We start from the raw sequence: 21,192 nt of genomic DNA, 5'->3' as shown, positions 1-21,192 counted from the left end.
GCGGAGGACCTCCGGCCGGAGGATCGACGCAGGCGATCACGGAGAACGGCGTTGCCGGCGTCGGCGTAGCCGTCCGCCGTCGCGTGCCGCGGACCGGTCCGGTAGTCGTGCCCGGACCCCTCCGTCGCCCGTCGCAGGACCAGATCGGCCAGCGCGGGATTCTTCGGAGGAGGGGCCGTGCAGGTTGCTGCCGATCGCGGAGTCCGAACGAGCGCCCTCCGTTCCGGGCGTCAGCATGTTGCCCGAACCGGTCACCGGCGTGCCGAGCGGCTGGACCGAGCGGCCCAGGCGCACGGTCTGGCCGAGGTTCTGGTAGCCGTGGAGGATCCCGAGGGGCGAGTCGAGGACCACGAACTCGCTCACCCGCTCCGCGGTGGGCGAGGCTCTCCCTCGAAGACGCCGAAGCCGGGGCGGGCGATGCCGTCGCCGGGCAGAGTGACCTCGGCCATCAGGAGCTGGAAGCCGCCCGCCACCCCGAGCAGTGTCGTCCCCTGCTCCAGCCACTCGAGCAGCACTGCGGCGTTCGCGAGGACGTCGCCCATCACCGCGCGCTGCGCTGCGACGGATCCGCCTCCGATGTGCACGACGTCGGGTCGGGCGAGCCGGTGCCACCGCTCCCCCGGATGAACGACCGCAGTGCGCGCCGGGATGCCGGCCCACTCCGAGCCGCCGGCGGAGCGCGAGGACGTTCCCCGAGTCCCCGTTCACGTTGAAGTGGGTCGGGAAGACATCGAGGATCTCGATCGCGCTCATCGGATCACCGCCTTCCCCGTCATGCCGAGTGATCGGCGGATGCGGCGCATGCTCTCGGGGGTGAAGACGACGGTCTTCGGGCGTCCGCTCGTCGGCGCGGGGAGCTGCAGGAACCGCCGGGTGGCGGCGTCGATGTCCGGTTCGACGAGGTCGGCCGGCACGTCGTCGTACGCGAGTCGCAGTGCCGTGTCCCACGCCTGCCAGCCCGAGACGACATCGGCGTGACCGAGCGCGCTCCACTCGGGGATCCACAGTTGAGACGCGTCGAGGATGTCGCGGCCGACGGCGACGTAGACGCGCTCCGGCTCGGACTCCATCAGGTCGAGGTTCATCTGCATGCTGCTCGGACTCTTCGTCAGGACGAAGTCCACGGGTTGGCCCTCGACACGCGCGTGCTCGTCACGGCCGAAGACGGTCGGGAGCTCGGCGAGGCTCGTACGACGAGACGCGGGTCGAAGTCGACACCGAGCACGGCGCGCGCTCCCTCGACGGCGGCCGCCGCATCCACGGCGATGTGCACTCCGGCGGCGGGCAGACTCACCTCGACATGGACACCCGCGCCGAGCGCGAGACGCACATGCCGGCCATCGGTCTCGACGACCAGAACGTCCGCGGAGGCGATGCCCTGATCCACGGCGGCGCTGAAGTCGGGAACGTGGACCCGAGACCGTTCCGCAGCGTCGCGAGGATCTCGGAGCGACTCCCACGCGCCGGACGACGAGGCGGTCCTCCTGCGCGAGTCGCGCGCCGAGCCGGGCGAGGTGCGGGTCGCTCCGAGTGATCACGACGGTCTCGAGGGTGTCGTCGGCCACGTGCTCGAGGTAGCCCGCCACTCGCTCCGGCTCCTGCCAGCGGTGCAGCTGGTCGACCATCACGTTCAGCAGCACGCTCACCCGCGGGGCGCACCGACGCGTCGTCAGCGCCGCGTGCCCTCGTCCATCTCGAGGATCGCGATGTCGCCGAGGCAGCCGACCGCGCCGATCGGCCTGATCGACGAGCTCCGAGAGCATCCCCTGCCGATGTTCGCGGTGTCCGGATTGGTCACGACGCGCAGGCCGTGCGCGCGCACGATCGCGACGAGCATGCTCGTCGTGGTCGGCTTGCCACTCGATCCGCTCACGACCACGAGACCCTGCGGGGGCTGCGCGAGCAGGAGGCCCAGAAGGTCGGGGCAGAGACGCTCCATGATCAGGCCGGGAACGGCTGTGCCACCACCAGGCCGCACGATCCGCAGAGCTCGACGAATCGTCCGCCCGGCGAGCAGGGCGACGACGGCTCGCAGACCGAGAGCGGAGGGACGCCCAGGGACTGCGGAACCGGGCGCGGGCGGAGGACGACGCCGTGGTGCCGGCGGGCGTCGAGTCGCAGTCGTCGAGGGGCAGGAGTCGACGACTCCTGAGCTGCAGTGGTCACGGGCGGTCCCTTCGTGGGCGGAGAGAGGTCGCCCGGGCAGGACGCGGGCGATCGGGTGCCGCGTCGTCGCAGCCGGGTGGAGCCGAGGGGAGGTCGCCGCGATCTCCGCGGTCCGCTCGCACTCGGTAGCGGTGATCGTGAGGGGGACTTCATGGTCGATCTCTGTGCGTCCACTCCGTGAACGCTGAGGAGAGCTTCACTTTCGAGTGGAGCGTCGACCGGAATCTCGCGGATTCCAGGGTGATCCGTCCACCCTTCGGCTGGGAGGCCCTGCTGGAGACCCCAGCTCTCGACTCCGGGGACGGCGAGGGCACTTGCACGACACGCAGCCGGATCACCGTCGTGCCCGGACACCGGCTCACGCCGCCCGGATCTCAGGTGTAGGCCAGGAACCGTCCGGCGCAGGCGACTCCGTCCACGTCGCCGAGACACGCCCGCGGCCAGCCGTGCCGCGATCGGAGTCCACCGCTGCGTCCGTCCACTCGCCGGCGGTTCGGTAGACGCCGCGGTGGAGCACCAGGACGTTCACTCCCGCCACGATCAGGAGCCCGGCTTCCAGGGGGCGGCGGCGGCGCCGGCGACCGCAGTCGTCTGGGCGCTGAACAGTGCGACACCGGTGGCGAGGGCGACGACCAGGCCGACGTGTGAGACGGAGCAGGAGGTGGGTGGGCGGCGGTTCTGACGAGACACCACTCGTCGCCCGATCCCGAGCAGTCGCAGATCGAAGACGAACGCCGGCCGATGAGGACGGCGATCCCCAGGATGTGGACGCTCTCGAGCGTGGGGTGAGAGGAACGGCGTGCCTCGCACCGCCTCGCCGAGAGCGGAGGCCTGCAACCATCCGAGAGCGACCTCGAGCCAGTCCGGCATCTCGTCGCGCCGCTCAGCTCTGCCGCGATCGGCTGCGCAGGTAGAGGCCCCCGCCGACGGCACCGCGAGGACGATCACTCCGAACACGCCCCAGACGCCGGCAGCGCCGGCGCCCTCCGCTCCTGTCGCGGTGTCCGCACCGGTCGCCTCCGTCGAGGGTTCGAGCTCCTCCAGCGGGTCCGCCGCTGTCGACGTCGTCGACAGGGCGGGAGCCGTGGCCGCCCCCGACGGAACGGCGGAGTCGGGCAGCGGAGCCCGCACTGGGAGCGTGCTGCCGAGACACCTGATTCACCGGCACTGCGTCGTCTCCGTACCAGAACGCGACCGGACGGAACAGGGCGTCGTCGGATCGGTTGATGCGGCCGACACCCTGGAAGCGCTCGCCGACCTCCAGCGGTCGATCCAGCACCCCACGCCCCGTGTAGGCGGGCGGCGCGATGATGATCTCCAGCCGCTCCTGCGCTCCGGAGTAGGCGAGCGCGGACTCGACCCGGATGCTGTCCTCGGGCCCTACGGCTCCTCGGGTATCGCGAGCTCGGGCGTCTCCGCGGGGAGAGTGCCGTCGAGCTCGGCATCGAAGTACGGTGAGGCTCCCAGCTGCCGTCCGACGAGACCGTGCCCGCGATGTAGAGAGCGGTCCGTCTCGAAGCCGTCCCAGCCGTGATGGGCGGCGGCCGGCGCCGCGGCACCATCACCATCGTCGCGGCGATCACCGTGACGAGCGATCCGGTCAGGCGCATCGGCCGGCGTGGAGGAATGGTCGTTCTCTTGCTCATCATCAAGGTCCTTCGGGTGTCAACGGACGAACACGGCCGACGGTACGTGGAGACCGCGCGGGCCTGAGAGGCTCTCTCGGGCCCCCTCATCACGTGACAGTCCCCGCATGCGTCCCCTGGCGCGCCGGCACTTCGACAGAGCCGTGCTGGTCTCCTGCCCGCCGAGAGATTCGATCCACTCGCGGAGAACGGCGCCGGAGGGGGGTTCCGACAGACCCCTCGCTACTTGTGACACCGGGAGGTTCGATCGACACGGCGCTCTTCTTCTCAGTTCGCGTCCTTCAGTGCTTCCAGCCGACCTCCGGAGCGGCTTCGAGCAACCCACGCATGCGACCGACGTCGCGACCAAGGAGATCCACGCATGAGCACTCTCGCCGTCATCGGCGCCGGACCAGGCCTCGGCCTCGCTGTCGCCCGCCGATTCGCCCGCGAGGGCTTCGCGATCGCCCTCGTGTCCCGCAGGTGCCGACAAGCTCGCGGAACTCGTTGGCCGAGCTGACGGCGGACGGAGCACCACGCGGCGGCGTTCCCCGCCGACATCCGTGATCCCGCACAGCTCACCTCGGCCCTGGAGACGGCATCGGCGGAACTCGGCGCGATCGAGGTCCTTCAGTACAGCCCCGTTCCGGCGGCTGAGTTCATGAAGCCGCTCCTCCGGACGACCGCCGAAGACCTCGTCGGGCCCATCCAGCTCTCGGTGTACGGGCCGGCGACCGCCGTGCACCGGGTGCTCCCGGACATGCGCGCGAGCGGAACGGGCAGCATCCTGTTCGTCAACGGCGGCAGCGCGGTCCGACCGAACGGCGACGTGGCGGGGGTCTCGGTCGCCTTCGCCGCCGAGGGCGCGTACGCGCAGATGCTGCACGACGCGCTCGCCCCCGAGGATCCACGTCGCCCAGCTGATCGTCCCGTTCGGCATCGGCGACGGCGAGCTGATCGCGACCCTCCGTCCTCGCCGACGTCCTCTGGGATCTCCACACCGCCCGTGGCGCCTTCCGAACCTTCGCAGCCCCGCTGGAAGTGACCCTCCAGGCGGAGTCGCGGAACGACCCGGCCGACGACGGGCGCATTCCGCTCGCCCAGGTCGAGGCGCGCCCGGAGCCGTCCCACAAACTCGGTCTCGCGGGGACGAACGCCGCGTCCGGCGGCGTCGGTCAGCCGGGCTCCTCGAGGCCGCTGAGCCAGCCATGCACCCTCTCCCCGGCTCGAGCAGTACGGATGAGGCGGAGACGCCGTCTGCCGAGAAGCTCGCCGTGCAGCGTCACGACGATGCGGGAGTCGGGAAGCCATGTTTCACGCTCGTAGAGACCCAGGTCGGTGAGCACGACCGACGAGCCCGCCGCCTCGGCGCGCGCGGTCGTCGCCGCGGGGTCGAGGAACTCTAGTCCGTGGTCGTCCGTTCGCACCGCCAGCCGCTTCTGTCCGGGCTCGGCGGGCTCCCCCTTGGGCAGCGTCCAGCTGAGCAGCACGTCCCCGTCCTCGAGCCGGAGATCCCAGTGGAGGGCTCGGGCTCGATGCTCGGTCAGGAGGAACCGCCGCCCGTTCCGTGTCGTGGTCATCCCGTCACCGTCGAGTGGTGGCTTCAGGGGCGCGTCCGGGTGCGCACGAGCCTCGGAGCGCCCCTCCGGGCGTCATCCGCTCACCCGCACCGTCACCGGTCCGTCGCTCGCGTCCCTCCAGCGCCTCGACGTCGTCGAAGGTGCCCAGCGGCACGATGCCCGGATACGAGCCGACGGCGTCGTAGTAGAGGACGAGACCCTGATCCGGCGCGTAGTAGGCGAGGGTTCCCGCGGGAGCTGTCGCGCGATCCGGCGCTCCGTCGAGATCGATCGGAGCAGGGAGGGTCGCGATCTTCTCCTGACCGCCGTAGTCGCGGAAGTCGAGCTCGGCGGGGAGCTGGGCGAGGAGCGAGCGTCCGGCAGCGGTGTCCTCCACCGTCGCGGTGACGACGGCATCGCCGAACTGCAGCGAGATCGACGCCGGGCCGGCAGGGTCCTCCGCGACCGGAGCGGGCGTCTCGGGTGCCGTGGCGGCCGGAGCAGGCGCCTCGGCAGCTGCGGTCGACGACGGAGTGGATGCCGTCGGGGAGCTGGCACGGGTCGTCGAGGTCGGCTCCGAGCCGTCGCCCGAGACGCTGCAGCCGGAGATCGCCAGCACCATGACGGCGGCGGAGGCGAGAGGGCGGCGGGTCGTCCCCGGGCGGCGACGACGACCGTCATCGTCCGCCCGCCCGATCCGGGTGCCGACCCGTTGCCGGAACCGCGGATGTCTGTCATGGATTCTCCTTCGAAGGGGCGCTCCCCTCCAGGGCAGAGCATGGTGCGCGGCGAGCGGGGTCTGCTCGAACGGGTCGCCGCAGAGCCTCTCAGGCGGAGGTCACGCAGGAGCGGGAGCCGCGGCGTTCACCTGAGCGAGGGCGTTCGGGGTGCGGGGGTAGCCGAGGGAGGCGACCAGCACGGTGAGGACGTCGAGGAGGTCTCCTCGCGTGTTCCCGACGGTCAGATTCGCCGTGACGTGGCTCCTGAGCTGACTATCGGCACCGCCGAGAGCGGCGAGCAAGCGCGAAGGTGACGAGCTCGCGCTGCTTCACGTCGAGACCGGAGCGCGTGTAGTAGTCGCCGAAGCAGTTGCCCGCGAGGAACTCCGAGAAGCGCCTCGCGTCGACCGGGCCCGAGAAGAGCCCCTCGACGACCTCGGCGCCGAAAGCGGCGGTCTGCGCGGCGAGCCCGGCCTCGCGACGGGTGCCGGGAGTCGTGGTCGACTGCCCCTCGAGGGGCAGCGCGATCCCCCGAGCGGTGAAGATCTCGTTGCTCAGGACGATGAAGTCGACTGCTCGCGCCATGCCGACGTACGCGACGGCCTGATACGTCACCTCCTTCACCTGGATCGGGGGAACTCCGACCTCGAGCGCGGCCCCCTGAAGCACGCGGAAGTGGTCGACCGCCCCGACCGCGAGAGCAGCGGCGAGCTGCAGGAGGAGCCGCTCGCGACGGCCGAGGCGGACGTGCCCGAGCGTCTCGCCGAACGCGAAGTCGCGGTGGAGTGCGACGAGTTCGGGATCGGTCTCGTCGAGTGGTGCGCCGCGCTCCGGGGAACGCCCGGCGAACAGAGTCGTGAACTCGTCCTGAGCCTCCTCGTGCGCGGTCACGGTGCCGTCCTTCCGGTGAGCCGGGCTTCGACGTTCACGCATCGGCACCGGAGCACCCGGCGTCGGTGACGTGCTCAAGCCAGGTCGTGGTCGTGGCGGGATCGTCTCCGTTCTCCGTCATGGCGATGTGCGCCATGAAGCGGTCCGCCGGCGCTGAGTGCCAGTGCTCCTGGCCGGGCGGGGTGTAGAGGGTCTGGCCGGGAAGCACCTCGATGACCGCGCCGTCGCGGGTCCCGAACCGGCCGACCCCCTCCGTCACGCGGAGGTACTGCCCGCGGGCGTGCGAGTGCCAGGCGGTCCGAGCACCGGGGGCGAAGCGGACGGTGGCGACGGTCATGTGCTGGCCGTCCTCGTGCGGGACGGCGATCATGTCGAGCCAGACATCGCCGAGGAACTGCTCGGGTGGGTTCTTGACCGTCGGCCGGGAGGGTTCGATGTTCACGGTGGTCTCCTTCGTCTTCCAGTGGGTGCGCGGAGCAGTTGCGTCCCGCTCGATGGGGAACGCGGGGGGTCAGAAGGTGATCATCGCCTTCGGGATCCGGCGATCGTTCATCGCGCGATACGCATCCGGGACCTCGTCCAGGCTCACGGTGCGGTCGAAGACCCTGCCGGGATCGATGCTGCCGTCGAGGATCGCGGGCATGAGCTGCTCGATGTAGCCGCGGACGGGGGCGGGGCCGCCGGTGAGCGTGATGTTGCCGCCGAAGAGGCTGGCGAACCCGACGGACGCCTCCTCGTACTGCGGGACGCCGACGCGGCTGATGATGCCGCCCGGGCGGACGATCCTGTACGCCTGCTCGTATGCGGGCAGGTGGCCGACGGCCTCGAGGACCTTCTTCACGCCCGAGCCCCCGGTGAGGTCGCGGACCTTCGCGATGCCCTCCTCGCCCCGCTCGGCGACGACATCGGTGGCGCCGAACTCGATCCCGAGGTCGGTGCGGGCCTTGTGACGGCCCATCAGGATGATGCGCTCGGCACCCTTCTGCTTGGCCGACAGCACGGCCAGCAGCCCGACTGCACCGTCGCCGATCACCGCGACGGAGTCGCTCGGGCGAGACATCGGCGCGGGTGGCGGCGTGCCATCCGGTGCCGTACACGTCCGAGAGCGTCAGCAGCGAGGTGAGCAGCGGCGATGTCTCGTCGACGTCGGGCACCGCGACGAGCGTGCCGTCGGCGAGGGGGACGCGGACGGCCTCCGCCTGGCCGCCTCCCATGCCGGGCATGTCCCAGAAGCCGCCGTGCACGCAGGAGGTGAACAGCCCCTCCCGGCAGAACTCGCACGTGCCGTCCGAGAAGGAGAACGGGGAGATGACGAGGTCGCCCACAGCGAGCGTCCGGACCTCGGCGCCGATCTCCTCGACGACGCCGAGGAACTCGTGCCCCATCGAGACTCCCTCGGAGTTCTCCTCCATGTCGTGGTACGGGTGCAGGTCCGATCCGCACACGCAGGCGCGGACGATGCGGACGACGGCGTCGGTGGAGTGTCGGATGACGGGATCGGGGGCGTCGATGATGCGGACGTCGCCGGCACCGAACATGTATGCGGCCTTCATGGTGGACTCCTGGTCGTCTAGAGGCGGAGGATGGAGGGATTCAGTCCGCGCGTCGGAGAGTGACGAGCGTGCCGTCGGCGAGGTCCCTGACCGGGCCGACGTCGTCGAAGGACCCGAGAGGCACGATGCCCGGGTAGGCGCCCACGTACTCGTAGTAGAGGACGAGGTTGCGGGTCGGGCTGTAGTACCCGATGGTGCGCGGCTGCGCGTCACTCCGTGACGGCGCACCGCGGAGGCTGAGGGCCTCGCCCAGGTCGGCGAGCTTCTCCCTGCCCGCCCATGTCGCGGAACGGCAGCGTCAGCGGTAGCCGGGCGAGGAGGGACGCGCTCGTCGCGCTGTCATCGAGCCGTCCTGCGATCTCGACGCCGTCGATCGTCACGACGATCGCCGTCGGGGTGCCTGCGATGGTCATCGGGAGCTCCTGCTCTGCGGTCGCGCTCAGCGCGCGCCGAGGTGGTCCACGGAGTACGCCGTTCGGCGTCCGTAGAAGGTGATCACGAGAGCGACAGCACCGAGTACGGCCATGAGGACGGCGAGGACGAAGGCGTCGAAGCTCTGGAGCAGCACCGCGCCGAGCACGCCCGCGGAGAAGATCGCGAGGTTGAACGCGACGGGCAGGAAGGAGTTCGCGACGTCCGGAGTTCTCGCGACCCGATCGGCTCCAGCGCCGCCTGGAGCTGCGCCGACGCACCTCGAACGCGACGCCCCACAGCACGCCCGCCACCAGCACGGCCGCGGGAGCGCCGCGACCCAGCAGCAGGACCAGGCCCGCGAGGACGAAGACCGCGAGGCTGAGGTGCAGAAGGGCGCGGGGGAAGCGGTCGATGACCGCCGCGGTGATCGCGACGCCGACGATCGAGGACACCCCGTAGACGAGGAGCACGAGGTCGGGGCCGAGGCCCGAGCCGCCGTCGCGGAGGAACAGCGCGATGTACGTGTAGATCGTGTTGTGCGCGAGCATCCAGACGAAGATCGTCAGACACACGATCGCGACGCCCGGCATGGTGAAGACCTCGACCAGAGGCAGGCTTCCCTCGGCGGATCTCGGTTGGCCGGGAGCGTCCGGGACGAAGAGGGCGATCAGCACGAGGGTAAGGAGCGCGATCAGGCTCAGCCCGCCGAACGACCAGCGCCAGTCGAAGGTCGTGCCGAGCCACGCGCCCAGCGGAGTGCCGAGCGCGAAACCGACGAGGGCGCCGACCGACACGATCGACAGCGCCAGCCCTGCGCGGTGGCGCGGGCTGATCCGGCGACCGTAGGCTGCGAGCACTCCCCAGATGACGCCGGTGAACGCCCCCGCGAAGAAGCGCGAGACAGAGCGACACCACGACATCGCTCGGAGTGCGGTGACGGTGTTCGCGACGACGAGGAGTGCGATCGCGACCAGGATCAGCGGCTTGCGGCGGAGACCTCGGGTCAGGCTGATCGCCGGGATCGTCACGATCACGGTTCCGAGGGCCCAGACACTGATGAACTGACCGACGGTCCCTTCGCTGGTTCCCATCCCCTCGGCGATCACCGGCAGGAGGCCGGCGGGCATGGTCTCTGCGGCGACAAGGACGAACCCCATCGTGGCGAGCAGGGAGAGCGCCAGCCACGGCATCGTCCGCGGTTCGGCTCGATCGCTCGCGTCGGGGAGGAACACGGGCATGGTGGAGGTCATGGCATCTTTCGGGTTCAGGGCGGCGCCACGGCAGACAGGAGCCGCACCGTCATCGGCCGTGACAGGGAGAGCTCAGTTCGCTGAGCTGGTGGCGAGCCGCGCGATCTCCTCGGTCGCGGCCCAGGTGGCGAGGAGCCGGAGCTTGTCATCGGTGGCGCTGCCGGGCATTGCCGGGTAGACGGTCATCGAGTACCCCGGGTCGTCCTGCAGGTCGATCGCCTGGAAGGTCAGCTCCATCAGACCGACCGCGGGATGGTTGAACTGCTTCAGTCCCGTGTAGTGGCGCCGCACGTTGTGCTCGGCCCACCGTGTCCGGAAGTCGTCACTGCGCATCGACAGCTCGCCGATCAGCTCGGCGAGCTGCTTGTCGTGAGGATTGCGGCCCGCATCGCGCCGGAGGATCGCGACGTTGACGTCGGCGGCCCGCTCCCAATCGGGGTAAAAGACGTACGCGCGCGGGTCGAAGAAGATGAAGCGCGAGTGGTTGGCGGGGCGCGCCGGGCTCTTGTACATCTCGGAGTAGAGCGCGAAGCCGAGGGTGTTCGCAGCGACGATGTCCATCCGGGTGTTCGACACGAACGCCGGAGCCTCCGTGATGGAGTCGAGGAGGAACTGCAGCTCGGGTCGGATGGTCTTCGCGACCCGGGGACGCGGGCGAGAGCGCACCCCGGCTTCGTTCGCCGTGCGGGCGAGGTCGTAGAGGTGGTCGTGCTCGGCGCGGTCGAGGTCGAGTGCCCGGGCGATCGCGTCCAGAACGGAGTCGGACACTCCGGAGAGGTTCCCCCGCTCCAGTCGGGTGTAGTAGTCGACGCTCACTCCCGCAAGACGCGCGGTCTCGTCACGGCGGAGGCCGGCGACTCGGCGGCGTCCACCACCCGGCTCGATCCCGGCCTGCTCCGGCGTTCTGCGCGCACGGCGCGACGCCAGGAATTCGCGTACCTCAGCTCGGTGATCCATGACTGCAACGGTATGGCGCGCTGACCAGCACTTGAAGGGTTCTGCTGGAACCTGTTTAGCCGGGGCACCGCTCGGAGGGTCCAGTGCACCCGGTCAGGTCAGGCGTCGAGTCCTCCCGGGCAGCACTCCCCCTCGGTAGAGGACAGCAGCCGTGTCCTGCAGAGCGGTCAGAGCGACACGCTGGGTCCACGGACCGTACGAGACGCGTGCCACACCGAGCTCCTCGAAGCGGAGGGCCGACTGGGATCCGATCAGACCGATCACGCTGATCCGCTGCCGACCGAGTGCCTCGACCAGGCGTGCGACCGTCTCGTCCGAGACACGCCCGGCGATGAAGACCGAGGTCGCTCCGGCCTCCAGATACGCCCGGCCGCGCTCGATCGCGTCGGCGACGACCTCGTTGTCCGGTCGCTCGCCGGCCTGGGCGATCACATCGGTGCGGGCGTTGAGGGCGAACGGGACGCCCTCCGCCTCGGCCGCGCGCACGGCGGCCTCGACCGCCCGGAGCGACTGCGCGAACGGCTTCGCCTGGTCCTCGAGGTTGGCGCCGACCGCCCCGACGCCCACCGCTCTGCGGATCGTCTCGCCGGCATCCCCGTAGCCTGCCTCGAGATCCGCGGAGACGGGAAGATCGACAGCGGCGCAGATGCGGCTGATCATGTCGAGGTGAAGCTCCAGCGGGATCTTCTCACCGTCCTCGTAGCCGAAGGACGCCGCGATCGAGTGGCTCGCGGTCGCCAGCGCCCTCGTCTCGGGCATGGCGGCGATAGTGGTCGCCGAGATCACGTCCCACACATTGACCACACTGAGGATCTCGGGCGCACGGTGCAGTGCGATGAGCTCGCGACCGCGGCTCTCGACGCGGCTCGTCTCGGGTCGACCGGCGGTCAATGGAAGGTCCGCCCGCCGTCGGCGGCGAGCGTCGAAGCGGTGATGTACGACGACTCCCAGCTCGTGAGGAAGAGGAGGGCCCTGGCGATCTCGACCGGGTCCGCCAGCCGCCCGAGAGCGTAGTTCACGGCGTTCGCGCGGAACCCGTCGGCCATGGCCGTGTCGACCATTCCGGGGCAGACGGTGTTCACCCGCACGGTCGGCGCCAACTCTGCCGCGAACGCCTTCGACAGGGCGATCACGCCTCCCTTCGACGCCGCGTAGGCGGTGTAGCCGGGGCTGTTGGGCAGGAGTCCCGCTGCCGACGCGATCGTGACGACCGTCGCCGCCGGCTCCCGCATCAGGAACGGCACGCATGCCCGGATCAGGGTGTAGGTGCCCGTGAGGTTCACGTCGATCACCCGCTGCCAATCCTGCGGCGCGACGTCGACCGCCAGGCCGCGGAACATGATCCCCGCTGCATGGGCGACGCCGTCGATCCCTCCGAGCGCTGCCGCCGCATCGGCCACCGCGGCACTCACCGCCTCGTCGTCGGTCACGTCCACCGCGACAGCGGTGCCGCCGATCTCCGCGGCGGTACGGTGGACGAGGTCGCGATCGCGGTCCAGGAGGGCGACCGACGCTCCTTCGCGGACGAAGAGCTCCGCTGTGCTCCGTCCGATCCCCGAAGCCGCTCCGGTGATGACGACCCTGCGTCCGGTCAGTCGTCCGGTCGGTTCCGCTGCGTCGTGGTTCGTCGTCATGTCGTCGTCTCTCTGCTCGGATGCGCGAAGGCCCGGGCCGTTCCGCGGGAGGGGTCAGGGGTGATCAGTCAGGAGTAGGGAAGCTCGCGCTCGGTGGTGAGGTCCCAGACGACGGCCTTGCGCCGCGTGTACATCGCGACCGAGTCGAAGCCGTTCTCCTTCCCGAATCCGCTCTGCTTCATCCCGCCGAACGGGACCGTGGGGTGGAAGGAGCGGTAGGTGTTCACCCACACGGTGCCGGCGATGAGATTCTTGGCGAGGAACTGGAGGGTGCGCGCGTCATTGCCCCAGATCTGGGCGCTGAGACCGAACTCGGACGAGTTCGCCCGGGCCAGCACCTCATCGACGTCGGAGTAGGACAGCACGCTCGCCATCGGCCCGAACGCCTCGGTGAGGGCGGCGGGGTTGTCGTCGGTGACTCCGCCGAGAACGGTCGGGCGGTAGAAGGCGCCGTCGGCGAGCGGGCCGTCCTCGGCGGGGGCGCCACCGGCCAGGACCTCGGCGCCCGCTGCGACCGCCCGCTGCACGAGGGCGTCGACCTTGGAGCGGTGACGTCGCGTGATCAGGGAGCCCATCTGGGAGGACTCCTCGGTCGGCAGTCCGACCCGCACCGTCGCGGCCTTCCGCCCCAGCCGGTCACTGACCTCCGCGTACATCGAGTCCGGCACGAAGATCCGCGATCCCGTCACGCAGCTCTGCCCGCTCTTGGCGAAGTTCGAGTGCAGGAGTGACGGAAGCGCGATGTCGAGGTCGGCGTCCGGCAGGAGGATCGCCGGGCTCTTCCCGCCGAGCTCGAGGAACGTGGGCACGATGTTCGCCGCCGACTGGTGGATGATCGCGCGACCGGAGTCCGGCCCGCCTGTGAACGCGATCATGCCGATGTCGGGGTGCTCGGTGAGGAGCGGACCTACGGTCTCGCCGCGGCCCGTGACGACGCTGACGACGCCGGCGGGCAGACCCGCCTCGAGGGCCAGTTCGACCAGCCGGTAGTTCAGCAACGGCGCGACCTCGGGCGCCTTGACGACGATGCAGTTGCCCGCGACGAGGGCGGGGCCCGCTTTCAGCGCGAGGAAGTTCGCGTTGCCGTTGTAGGGGCTGACACCCGCGACGACGCCGAAGGGCTCGTCGAGCCCGTACGACAGGCGGTCCGGCAGCTGAGCGAAGGTGCGGCCCTCGAGCTTGTCGGCGAGACCGGAGTAGTAGCGCAGGATGCGCACGCACGAATCGAGGTCCGCGGTCACCTCCCGTCGCAGATGTCCGACGTCCGCGACCTCGATGTCGGCGAGCTCCTCGCGGTGGTCGGCGATGGCCGAGGCCCACGCGGCGAGCATGCGACCGCGCACCTCCGGCGCCGTGCGCCGCCAGATCGTCTCGTAGGCCTTCTTCGCTCCCGCCACCACCGCGTCGACGTCGGCGACGTCGGCCTCGTGGAGGACGCCGATCACCCGGCCCGTGGCGGGGTTGAGAATCTCCATCTCGACACCGCCGTGGGGAACGATCACGCCGTCGGCGGAGATCATCCCGATCCGGACGGGGACCTCGTCGGTCATCGGGTTCTCAGTCGACATCGTCGTCTCCATCGTCAAGTGCCCGAGGGCATACTGTCGTCGTGGCCGGCCCCGGTGCTGCGGCTCTTCCGCGGCCTTCGAGGGATCGGCGCCGAACGTCTTCGTCTTCGCTTCGGGGTGTCGCGCTCCCCGCCGGAACCGTGAACGGACGTGGCGTCGACCGAGTTCCACCCCTGCGGCAGGACGTCGCGGCACCACGTCGAACGGACTCGACTATATCCGGCATTATGAGACTTCTCAACGCAGGCAGTGCTAAGCAAGCGCTCATACAGCCAGCACCGCCATGACATCGCGCACGTCAGGGACCGTCTCGAGGCGCTGGATCGACTCGAGTGCCCGATCGACGCGCGACACTTCGAACGGCGTCGCCGAGGCACCGGCGCAACTCCTGAACTTCGTCGCGAGCCGGTCCCAGCCGAGCGGATCCTCGGAGCCCCCCGGGACGCTCGTGCCGACAAGGGTCGCCGCGCGTCCGTCGCGCGTGAGGATGTCCACCCGCCCCGGCGGCAGGACGTCCTTCCAGTCGAGATCGGGGTCCGGGACCGGCAGCACGCGATGCGCCAGTGCGAGGACGACCGGGTCGCGCAGGCCCGACTCGGTGAAGTCGGCCGCTCCCACCCCACCCCGGACCGCAGCCAGAGCGACCAGGAACGGCAGGCTGAACCGGGCATCGGCCGCCGACGCCGGAGCCCTCCTCTCGGCCAGCGGCCTGCACCTGACGGCGTGGTAGTCGCCCACGTGGACGCGCAGCGACTCGATGTCCCCGGCCGTGATGCGCAGCTCCTCCATCAGCGTCAGCGTCGCGTGGATGTGGCTGTGCGAGGTCCCCACCGACGGCCAGAGCTTGTACAGCGTCCCGGACCCGCGGAAGTCGGTACCGAGGTCTCGGAGTATCGCCCCGCGATCGTAGTCGCCCCGGAAGTAGGTGGCGAGGACTCCGGACTCGCCCTCGAACAGCCCCAGGACGCCGGACAGGCCCTGCTCGGCCAGGAGTGCCGACGTGACCGCGCCCCGCGCCGAGAACGCCGCGTACGCGCCTCGCAGATCGCCGCCCGTGCCGGCGACCATGGTCATCACCCCACTCGAGTGCATGCTCGCGATGCCCAGCGCGTGCTCGGGACGGTCGGCGGGAAGCCCCAGCACCCGGCCCGCAGCCGCCGTCGCCGCGTAGACGCCGAGCACCGAGGACAGGTTCCAGTCCTTGCGCCAGCCCACGTGCCGGCGCAATCGGGCGAAGAGGTCCTGGCCGACTGCGACGGCCGTGATGAGGGTGGCGCCCGACACTCCCCACCCGCTCGGCCAGGGCCAGTGAGGCAGGAACGATCGAGCTCGCCGCATGCTGCCCCCACGGCGTCTGGTCGTCGAAGTCGAGCGCATGCGCGAGGGCCCCGTTGAACGAAGGCGGCGTCCGTCGCGGAGGCGCGTCCGCCGTACCCGAGCACGGTCGCCTCGGAGGCGGAGCCTTCACGGACGAGCGCGAGGACGCTGCGCGCAGTGGAGTCGAGACCGGAAGCGGCCAGACTCACGCCGACCGTGTCGAGGATGCTCTTCTTCGCGGCCTCGACAGCATCGTGCGGGACGGCCACGGGATCGATGTCCGCGGCGAGGTGGGCGAAGTGCCGGGCGAGGTCGTCGTCAAGCACCGGAGAGGCGCGCGTCGCACTCATCCGGCGAGGCTGTCGAGCGGCAGACCGAGCGACCTGACCCCGGTGCGGGCGTCGAGGCTGCTCGGGTCGACGCCCGTGAAGACGGTCGGTCCGACGAACCAGCCGAGGTCCAGGCCCGCGGGTCGGCCTTCGCCGAGAACGAGAGTCGCGCCCTCCTCGCGCCGGACGGCACAGTCGATCACTTCGGCGTCGGTGGCGGGCACGGAGGCGAACTCCTGCTCGGTCGTCGGCGAGACGACCGGGATGCGCTCGGGCGACGACGGCGCCCACCACCGCCCGCCGATGAACATCCGGTCGGAATCCTGCTGCCACGACATGCGTCGCCTCTCGGTCGCGATCACTGGGCACGGATGTTCCGCGCGGGGGGAGGAATGCTGGGTGCCGGTGTCCACCGACAGGTGCGGACGACGTCCCGCGCCCGCACAGACGCGGCGGCGGCTCCAGAAGCAGGATCTCGATGCCGCATCGGGCATCCGATACTGTGGGACTTCGCGTCGATCGGGGGATCGTCGTTCCACTCCGCGGGAAGAGGGGAGACCGGCATGACCCAGGTGACCCCGTCGGCCGGCGCCCTGTCCGACGCCGCCGACGGCGCCGGCAGCCTGGCGAGGATGCTCGCGATCCTCGAGCTCTACACCGAGGAGCATCCCGTCTGGTCGACAGCGGATCTGATCACGGCGCTCGACACGTCCCGGTCGACCGGCTACCGGTACATCAAGACCCTCCACGACGCGGGCCTCCTCACAGCCGTCAAGAACGGCTACTACCGTCTCGGACCGCGCATCATCGAGATGGATCTGCAGATCCGCCAGACGGACCCTCTGCTGCTCGCGAGCCACGGAGTCCTCGAGGATCTGGTCGAGAGGATCGGCCACTCGGCCCTGCTGTGCACCGCGTTCCGCGACTCGGTGCTGTGCGTCGGCGAGTTCCGCGCCCCCTGAGTCCCGCGAACCGCTTCAGCCGTGGGCAGCGGCGCCCGCTCTTCCAGGGTGCGGTGTCGAAGGTGATCATGGCCCATTTCCCGCACCACCGGCTCAAGGCGATCTATCCGCGGCAGAGCGAGCAGATCGAGGCCGCGGGGCTGGGCGGCGACTGGAGCGAGTTCAGATCGGCGCTGGGTCAGATCAAGAAGGACGGCTTCCTCGTGACCCGGGGAGAGTTCAACCCCGGTGTCTGGGGGTGCGCCGCTCCGATCCTGACGGACCGGAAGACGGTCCTGGGCAGCGTCGGCGTCGCATGGGACGAGAACGAGCGCCGCGACGTCGAAGTGGAGCAGGCGATCCTCGCCGTCCGCGACGCGGCAGCCGTCATCTCGGAGCGGCTTCCCGACGTGGACACCCTGCTCTGACACCGCTCAGCCGCTGTCGGTCCCGTCGCCAGCCGGCTCCTCTCCCCGCGCACGACGGCGCAGCGGCCTCGCGAGAGCCCGCTGCAGCGTCGTGCGTCCCGAGGTCAGAAGCGGTGCAGCACCGTCCGGAGGAAGGTCGTCGGCTCGACGGCCTCGAGGGCGACCGGGCCCTCGTGGGCGAGGAACTCGTACCCGGTCTCGGGTCCGTAGGAACCGCTCTCGGCGGTCACCTCGCCATCGATCTGGAAGAGGATCTCGATCGAGTCGAACTGACCGGCCTCGTAGACCGCACCGGCCTCCAGGCGGATGAAGCCGATGCGGAGGTCGCGCTCGGTGAAGCGGCCGAGCCACTTCTCCTCGACACCCTCAGCGCCCTGAGGGTCCAGGCGTAAGCCTCCGGGTCCATCGCGATCACGTCGGTGTAGCGAGGAGGCGCGAACTCGAGAGGGTGGCCCATCGCGTGCTCGAAGATCGCCTGCGACCCGTCGACGCTCTGCTCCACGCCGTTCTCGTCGGTGTAGTAGTACAGGCCCTTCTTGAACTCGCCCTTCTCGTTGAGCTCGGCGTTGGTGGCCTCGCGCTGGGCGACGCTGAGGTAGCCGCCTCCGCTGGCGCCGCCGCTCTGCAGCACCATCGTGCGCAGACCCTCGGCGCGCTCCTGAGGTCCGTAGTGGACGCTCTCGGGGAAGTAGCCGACCCAGCCCTCTTCGAGGACCTCGGTCTCGGTGTAGGGGAGCTTCCCCTTGATCACGTACCGGATCTGGTCGAAGGTGTGGCGGTGACGCGGGGTCCGCCATCCACCTCCCCGGTCTGACCCATGTTCAGGTCGTAGTTGTTCGGCGAGCCGTCCTCGCCGAAGAGCAGGTGCTTCTGCTCCAGTACTCCTTCGCGCATGGTCCCGACCTTCTCGACGTCGGTGTCCGCTGCTGTGCTCACGCGCATGTCTGCTCCTTCACGATTCGATGCGCCGTCGGCGAGAGCCGACGATCGGCGTGTCCGGTCCCCTCTCGCTCCAGGAGCTGACGGTGCCGTTGATTGACGGTATCCCAGATGACGGGATATGTTCAATGACAGAAGCGAGGTCGCTTCCGAACCGCTTCCGATCTGGAGGCGATGCGCGGAAGGTGACGGCGCTTCGAACCTCACCTGTCCGCGCATCCAGCCCTCCGAGGAATGACATGACGACGATTCCGCTCACCCACGCCCCGCAGGACTCGGGAGTCCCCGCCTCGGCGCGCGATTTCAGCGTCGAGGGGCGCGTCGTGATCATCACCGGTGCCGCCCAGGGAATCGGCCGCGAGCTCGCCCGTCAGTTCGCCGCCGCCGGAGCTTTCAGCGTCGTCGCCGATCTCGACGTCCTGAAAGCGGAATCGGTCGTGGCCGAGATCGAGAGCGCCGGCGGTGTGGGCTTCGCGGTCTCGGTCGACGTGGCGGACGAGCCGTCGGTGACCGCGATGGTCGCCTCCGTGCTCGACAAGTGGGGCCGGGTCGACGTGCTGATCAACAACGCGTCGGTCTTCGCGACGATCGAGAAGGGCCCGTTCGATCTCATCCCTCTCCGGAGATGGGAGCAGGTCCTGAAGGTGAACATCACCGGCAGCTATCTCTGCGCTCGAGCCGTCGCCACCCCCATGCGCGAGGCGGGATTCGGCCGCATCATCAACGTCTCCTCGGACGCCGTCACCAACGGCACCGTCGACTACCTGCACTACGTCACGTCCAAGTCGGCGGTCATCGGCATGACCAACTCCCTGGCGCGCGAGCTCGGCCCGTCCGGGGTCACGGTCAACTGCATCCGCCCGGGAAGCGTCGCCACCGAGGTCGAACGCACCGTCAACCCGACCGTCGCCGTGCGCGAGCGCGCCGCGTCGCGGCAGTGCATCCCCCGCGGCATGGTCCCCACCGACCTCGTCGGGATCATGATCTTCCTCTCCACCCCGGCGTCGGGCTTCATCACGGGTCAGACCATCGCCTGCGACGGCGGCTACACCCACAGCAGCTGACCACCCGCTGCAGCCGACCCCGACCTGTCCCGCCCGGCCCGAGGAGGACCCCTCTCATGAAGCAGTACCCGCATCTCTACATCGACGGCCGCTGGGTCGAACCGATCACTCCGCGAACCACCGACCTCATCGACCCGACCCGCGAGGAGCCGTTCGCGCGGGTCGCCCTCGGCGGCTCCGCCGACGCCGAGCTCGCGATCGCCGCAGCCCGACGCGCGTTCGAGACCTACTCGCTCAGCACGGTCGGGGAGCGCATCGCCCTCATCGACCGCATCATCGACATGTACGAGTCGTACGCCGACGAGTTCTCGGAGCTCATCGCCCGCGAGGTCGGCATCCCCGTCGGCAACCGCGCTCAGGTCGCCGGCCCCGCCGAGCACATGCGGGTGGCGCGCGAGATCCTCCGGGACTACCCCTTCGAGTCGCGGGTCGGGAACGCCATCGTGCGCCGAGAGCCGGTCGGCGTCTGCGCGCTGATCTCACCGTGGAACTGGCCCGTGCAGACCGGAGTGATCAAGACGATCTACGGCCTGGCCGCCGGCTGCACCATCGTGGCCAAACCCAGTGTCGTGTCGGCTGCGAGCGGAGCGCTGCTCGCCCAGGTGATGCACGAGGCCGGCGTGCCCGCGGGCGTGTTCAACCTCGTCAACGGCCCGGGCCGTGAGGTCGGCGACACCCTCTCGCGCCACCCCGACGTCGACATGATCTCGTTCACCGGATCGACGGCAGCGGGTGCGCAGGTCGGCGCCGCCGCCTCCGCCACCGTGAAGCGCGTGTGCCTAGAGCTCGGCGGCAAGTCGGCCAACATCGTGCTGCCCGACGCCGACCTCGAGAAGGCCGCACGCTGGAACATCCAGCGCGGCTTCTTCAACGCCGGCCAGTCCTGTCACGCACCGACCCGGATGCTCGTGCACGAGAGCCAGATGGACGAGGTCGTCCCGTTCCTCGTCGACGAGGCCCGGCGCTTCACCCTCGGCGACCCGCTGGACGAAGCGACGACCATGGGGCCCATGGTCAGCGCGGCACAGCGCGACTCCGTCCGCGCCCACATCCGGAGCGGCATCGACGAGGGTGCTCAGCTCGTCACGGGCGGCCTCGACCGACCCGAGGGCCTGGAGCACGGCTACTTCGTGCAGCCCACCGTGTTCGTCGGGGTCTCGCCCGACATGACGATCGCCCGCGAGGAGATCTTCGGTCCCGTGCTGGCCGTCCTGCCCTACCGCGACGAGGAGGAGGCGGTGCGCATCGCCAACGACTCCCCCTACGGTCTCGCCGGCTTTGTCTTCGCCGGCCAGGCGGCGGATGCCCGCCGCATCGCGAACAGCCTCCGCGCCGGCCGCATCAGCTACAACGGCGCCGCGACCGACTCGTACGCCCCCATGGGCGGCTACAAGCGAGTCCGGGATCGGTCGCTCGATGGGCCGCTTCGGCTTCGAGGAGTACCTCGAAGTCAAATCCGAGTACGGATTCGACAACGAGGCGCAGACCCTGCCGACGCCCTTCGGCTGAGACACCGACCCCACCAGGAGAGCAGCCACCATGAACGACGACGTCCCCCGCATCCTCGTCAACCGCGCGAAAGACAAGCTCGCCAAGGGCGAGACCGTCTACTCGATGACCGTCCGACTCGTCCGGACCGTCGACATCGCTTCGATCGCCTCGACAGCCGGCTTCGACTCGGTCTACATCGACCTGGAGCACAGCAGCGTCTCGCTCGAGGACGCCGGCCAGATCTGCATGGCCTGCAACGCCCTCGGAGTCACTCCGCTGGTCCGGGTCCCCGGCCTCGACGCCCCCCTCATCGCCCGGGTCATGGACTCGGGTGCGATGGGCATCAT

The 21,192-nt window shown here is 70.0% G+C and carries 28 protein-coding genes and 4 pseudogenes; 8 read left to right on the top strand and 24 right to left on the bottom strand.

All coding sequences use genetic code 11. From position 1 onward, the window contains the following. Window positions 1-36: 36 nt before the first annotated feature. From AC0CII_RS20035 to AC0CII_RS20010, 6 genes are all read right to left on the bottom strand, one after another. Window positions 37-363 carry a hypothetical protein gene (locus tag AC0CII_RS20035; RefSeq protein WP_465230429.1) on the bottom strand — a complete coding sequence of 109 codons (327 nt, stop codon included), beginning with the start codon at window positions 361-363 and terminating at the stop codon, window positions 37-39. After that, window positions 360-584 carry a hypothetical protein gene (locus tag AC0CII_RS20030; protein ID WP_465230428.1) on the bottom strand — a complete coding sequence of 75 codons (225 nt, stop codon included), beginning with the start codon at window positions 582-584 and terminating at the stop codon, window positions 360-362. Before AC0CII_RS20030 ends, AC0CII_RS20035 begins: the two co-directional genes overlap by 4 nt. Window positions 585-749: 165 nt before the next feature. Beyond that, a complete protein-coding gene (locus AC0CII_RS20025) occupies window positions 750-1,646 on the bottom strand; it encodes a hypothetical protein (protein ID WP_465230427.1) in 897 nt (298 codons plus the stop codon). A 23-nt stretch (window positions 1,647-1,669) separates the two neighbouring features. Next, window positions 1,670-1,939, bottom strand: coding sequence for a hypothetical protein (locus AC0CII_RS20020; protein ID WP_465230426.1), 270 nt, complete (start codon window positions 1,937-1,939; stop codon window positions 1,670-1,672). 2 nt (window positions 1,940-1,941) lie between these two features. Continuing rightward, window positions 1,942-2,166: a hypothetical protein gene (locus AC0CII_RS20015; RefSeq protein ID WP_465230425.1), complete on the bottom strand. Its 225-nt coding sequence runs from the start codon at window positions 2,164-2,166 to the stop codon at window positions 1,942-1,944. Window positions 2,167-2,706: 540 nt separating this feature from the next. Then, window positions 2,707-3,297, bottom strand: a complete 591-nt coding sequence (locus tag AC0CII_RS20010; protein WP_465230424.1) for a hypothetical protein — start codon at window positions 3,295-3,297, stop codon at window positions 2,707-2,709. A gap of 399 nt (window positions 3,298-3,696) precedes the next feature. On the opposite strand from AC0CII_RS20010, the gene AC0CII_RS20005 reads away from it, so the two are divergent. The 3 genes from AC0CII_RS20005 to AC0CII_RS19995 all read left to right on the top strand — a co-directional run bounded on the left by AC0CII_RS20005 (window position 3,697) and on the right by AC0CII_RS19995 (window position 4,836). Further along, window positions 3,697-3,879 carry a hypothetical protein gene (locus AC0CII_RS20005; protein ID WP_465230423.1) on the top strand — a complete coding sequence of 61 codons (183 nt, stop codon included), beginning with the start codon at window positions 3,697-3,699 and terminating at the stop codon, window positions 3,877-3,879. 294 nt (window positions 3,880-4,173) lie between these two features. Next, entirely contained in the window at window positions 4,174-4,311 is a 138-nt protein-coding gene (locus tag AC0CII_RS20000) for a hypothetical protein (RefSeq protein ID WP_465230422.1), read from the top strand. 39 nt (window positions 4,312-4,350) lie between these two features. After that, window positions 4,351-4,836: an SDR family oxidoreductase gene (locus tag AC0CII_RS19995; RefSeq protein WP_465231027.1), complete on the top strand. Its 486-nt coding sequence runs from the start codon at window positions 4,351-4,353 to the stop codon at window positions 4,834-4,836. 130 nt (window positions 4,837-4,966) lie between these two features. Here the strand turns inward: AC0CII_RS19995 and AC0CII_RS19990 are convergent, their stop codons facing one another. From AC0CII_RS19990 to AC0CII_RS19920, 15 genes and pseudogenes are all read right to left on the bottom strand, one after another. Next, complete coding sequence (locus tag AC0CII_RS19990) at window positions 4,967-5,371, bottom strand: DNA polymerase ligase N-terminal domain-containing protein (RefSeq protein ID WP_465230421.1); 405 nt, start codon at window positions 5,369-5,371, stop codon at window positions 4,967-4,969. 4 nt (window positions 5,372-5,375) lie between these two features. Beyond that, the gene (locus AC0CII_RS19985; RefSeq protein WP_465230420.1) at window positions 5,376-5,972 is read right to left on the bottom strand and encodes a cyclophilin-like fold protein; all 597 of its coding nucleotides are present in this window, start codon (window positions 5,970-5,972) and stop codon (window positions 5,376-5,378) included. A 216-nt stretch (window positions 5,973-6,188) separates the two neighbouring features. After that, on the bottom strand, window positions 6,189-6,371 hold the full coding sequence (locus tag AC0CII_RS19980) for a carboxymuconolactone decarboxylase family protein (protein WP_465230419.1): 183 nt from the start codon (window positions 6,369-6,371) through the stop codon (window positions 6,189-6,191). Beyond that, window positions 6,343-6,960 carry a carboxymuconolactone decarboxylase family protein gene (locus AC0CII_RS19975; protein ID WP_465230418.1) on the bottom strand — a complete coding sequence of 206 codons (618 nt, stop codon included), beginning with the start codon at window positions 6,958-6,960 and terminating at the stop codon, window positions 6,343-6,345. The genes AC0CII_RS19980 and AC0CII_RS19975 overlap by 29 nt, the downstream gene beginning before the upstream one ends. A 34-nt stretch (window positions 6,961-6,994) precedes the next feature. Next, window positions 6,995-7,402 carry a (R)-mandelonitrile lyase gene (locus AC0CII_RS19970; protein ID WP_465226665.1) on the bottom strand — a complete coding sequence of 136 codons (408 nt, stop codon included), beginning with the start codon at window positions 7,400-7,402 and terminating at the stop codon, window positions 6,995-6,997. Between the two features lie 69 nt (window positions 7,403-7,471). Beyond that, window positions 7,472-8,513 (bottom strand): annotated as a pseudogene (locus AC0CII_RS19965) (zinc-binding dehydrogenase). A gap of 40 nt (window positions 8,514-8,553) precedes the next feature. Next, the gene (locus tag AC0CII_RS19960) at window positions 8,554-8,766 is read right to left on the bottom strand and encodes a cyclophilin-like fold protein (RefSeq protein ID WP_465231026.1); all 213 of its coding nucleotides are present in this window, start codon (window positions 8,764-8,766) and stop codon (window positions 8,554-8,556) included. Next, window positions 8,723-10,177 carry an MFS transporter gene (locus tag AC0CII_RS19955; RefSeq protein WP_465230417.1) on the bottom strand — a complete coding sequence of 485 codons (1,455 nt, stop codon included), beginning with the start codon at window positions 10,175-10,177 and terminating at the stop codon, window positions 8,723-8,725. The genes AC0CII_RS19960 and AC0CII_RS19955 overlap by 44 nt, the downstream gene beginning before the upstream one ends. A gap of 72 nt (window positions 10,178-10,249) precedes the next feature. Further along, window positions 10,250-11,134, bottom strand: coding sequence for a helix-turn-helix transcriptional regulator (locus tag AC0CII_RS19950; RefSeq protein ID WP_465226669.1), 885 nt, complete (start codon window positions 11,132-11,134; stop codon window positions 10,250-10,252). A 93-nt stretch (window positions 11,135-11,227) separates the two neighbouring features. Then, the gene (locus tag AC0CII_RS19945) at window positions 11,228-12,025 is read right to left on the bottom strand and encodes an isocitrate lyase/PEP mutase family protein (RefSeq protein WP_465226670.1); all 798 of its coding nucleotides are present in this window, start codon (window positions 12,023-12,025) and stop codon (window positions 11,228-11,230) included. Beyond that, the gene (locus tag AC0CII_RS19940; RefSeq protein ID WP_465226671.1) at window positions 12,022-12,768 is read right to left on the bottom strand and encodes an SDR family NAD(P)-dependent oxidoreductase; all 747 of its coding nucleotides are present in this window, start codon (window positions 12,766-12,768) and stop codon (window positions 12,022-12,024) included. Before AC0CII_RS19940 ends, AC0CII_RS19945 begins: the two co-directional genes overlap by 4 nt. Before the next feature lie 68 nt (window positions 12,769-12,836). Continuing rightward, complete coding sequence (locus AC0CII_RS19935) at window positions 12,837-14,336, bottom strand: aldehyde dehydrogenase family protein (RefSeq protein WP_465226672.1); 1,500 nt, start codon at window positions 14,334-14,336, stop codon at window positions 12,837-12,839. A 264-nt stretch (window positions 14,337-14,600) separates the two neighbouring features. Beyond that, on the bottom strand, window positions 14,601-15,620 hold the full coding sequence (locus AC0CII_RS19930) for an MmgE/PrpD family protein (RefSeq protein WP_465230416.1): 1,020 nt from the start codon (window positions 15,618-15,620) through the stop codon (window positions 14,601-14,603). 122 nt (window positions 15,621-15,742) lie between these two features. Continuing rightward, window positions 15,743-16,003, bottom strand: a pseudogene (locus AC0CII_RS19925) (MmgE/PrpD family protein); the annotation flags it as partial. Continuing rightward, window positions 16,000-16,320, bottom strand: a complete 321-nt coding sequence (locus AC0CII_RS19920) for a hypothetical protein (RefSeq protein ID WP_465226674.1) — start codon at window positions 16,318-16,320, stop codon at window positions 16,000-16,002. The gene AC0CII_RS19920 and the pseudogene AC0CII_RS19925, both read right to left, overlap by 4 nt. Window positions 16,321-16,545: 225 nt before the next feature. On the opposite strand from AC0CII_RS19920, the gene AC0CII_RS19915 reads away from it, so the two are divergent. Both AC0CII_RS19915 and AC0CII_RS19910 read left to right on the top strand, forming a co-directional pair. Continuing rightward, the gene (locus tag AC0CII_RS19915; protein WP_465230415.1) at window positions 16,546-16,944 is read left to right on the top strand and encodes a helix-turn-helix domain-containing protein; all 399 of its coding nucleotides are present in this window, start codon (window positions 16,546-16,548) and stop codon (window positions 16,942-16,944) included. After that, a complete protein-coding gene (locus AC0CII_RS19910) occupies window positions 16,890-17,351 on the top strand; it encodes an IclR family transcriptional regulator domain-containing protein (protein WP_465230414.1) in 462 nt (153 codons plus the stop codon). The genes AC0CII_RS19915 and AC0CII_RS19910 overlap by 55 nt, the downstream gene beginning before the upstream one ends. A gap of 104 nt (window positions 17,352-17,455) precedes the next feature. Here the strand turns inward: AC0CII_RS19910 and AC0CII_RS19905 are convergent, their stop codons facing one another. Genes AC0CII_RS19905 through AC0CII_RS19895 form a run of 3 tightly spaced genes read right to left on the bottom strand, consistent with a single transcriptional unit; the run spans window position 17,456 to window position 18,293 of the window. Then, window positions 17,456-17,581 (bottom strand): hypothetical protein, encoded by a 126-nt coding sequence (locus AC0CII_RS19905; RefSeq protein WP_465230413.1) that lies wholly within the window; start codon window positions 17,579-17,581, stop codon window positions 17,456-17,458. Then, entirely contained in the window at window positions 17,578-18,102 is a 525-nt protein-coding gene (locus AC0CII_RS19900; protein WP_465230412.1) for a hypothetical protein, read from the bottom strand. The genes AC0CII_RS19905 and AC0CII_RS19900 overlap by 4 nt, the downstream gene beginning before the upstream one ends. Then, window positions 18,099-18,293 carry a hypothetical protein gene (locus tag AC0CII_RS19895; RefSeq protein WP_465230411.1) on the bottom strand — a complete coding sequence of 65 codons (195 nt, stop codon included), beginning with the start codon at window positions 18,291-18,293 and terminating at the stop codon, window positions 18,099-18,101. Before AC0CII_RS19895 ends, AC0CII_RS19900 begins: the two co-directional genes overlap by 4 nt. Before the next feature lie 236 nt (window positions 18,294-18,529). Here AC0CII_RS19895 and AC0CII_RS19890 point away from each other — a divergent pair, with 236 nt between their 5' ends. From AC0CII_RS19890 to AC0CII_RS19880, 3 genes and pseudogenes are all read left to right on the top strand, one after another. After that, complete coding sequence (locus AC0CII_RS19890; protein WP_465226677.1) at window positions 18,530-19,354, top strand: SDR family NAD(P)-dependent oxidoreductase; 825 nt, start codon at window positions 18,530-18,532, stop codon at window positions 19,352-19,354. A gap of 56 nt (window positions 19,355-19,410) precedes the next feature. Next, window positions 19,411-20,688, top strand: a pseudogene (locus tag AC0CII_RS19885) (aldehyde dehydrogenase family protein); the annotation flags it as partial. A gap of 205 nt (window positions 20,689-20,893) precedes the next feature. Beyond that, a pseudogene (locus AC0CII_RS19880) lies at window positions 20,894-21,169 on the top strand (aldolase/citrate lyase family protein); the annotation flags it as partial. Window positions 21,170-21,192: the final 23 nt, after the last annotated feature.

Source organism: Rathayibacter sp. AC182 (genome assembly GCF_979253875.1).
Note: the sequence above shows the minus strand (reverse complement) of the source record. Positions and strands in the feature narration are given on the sequence as shown.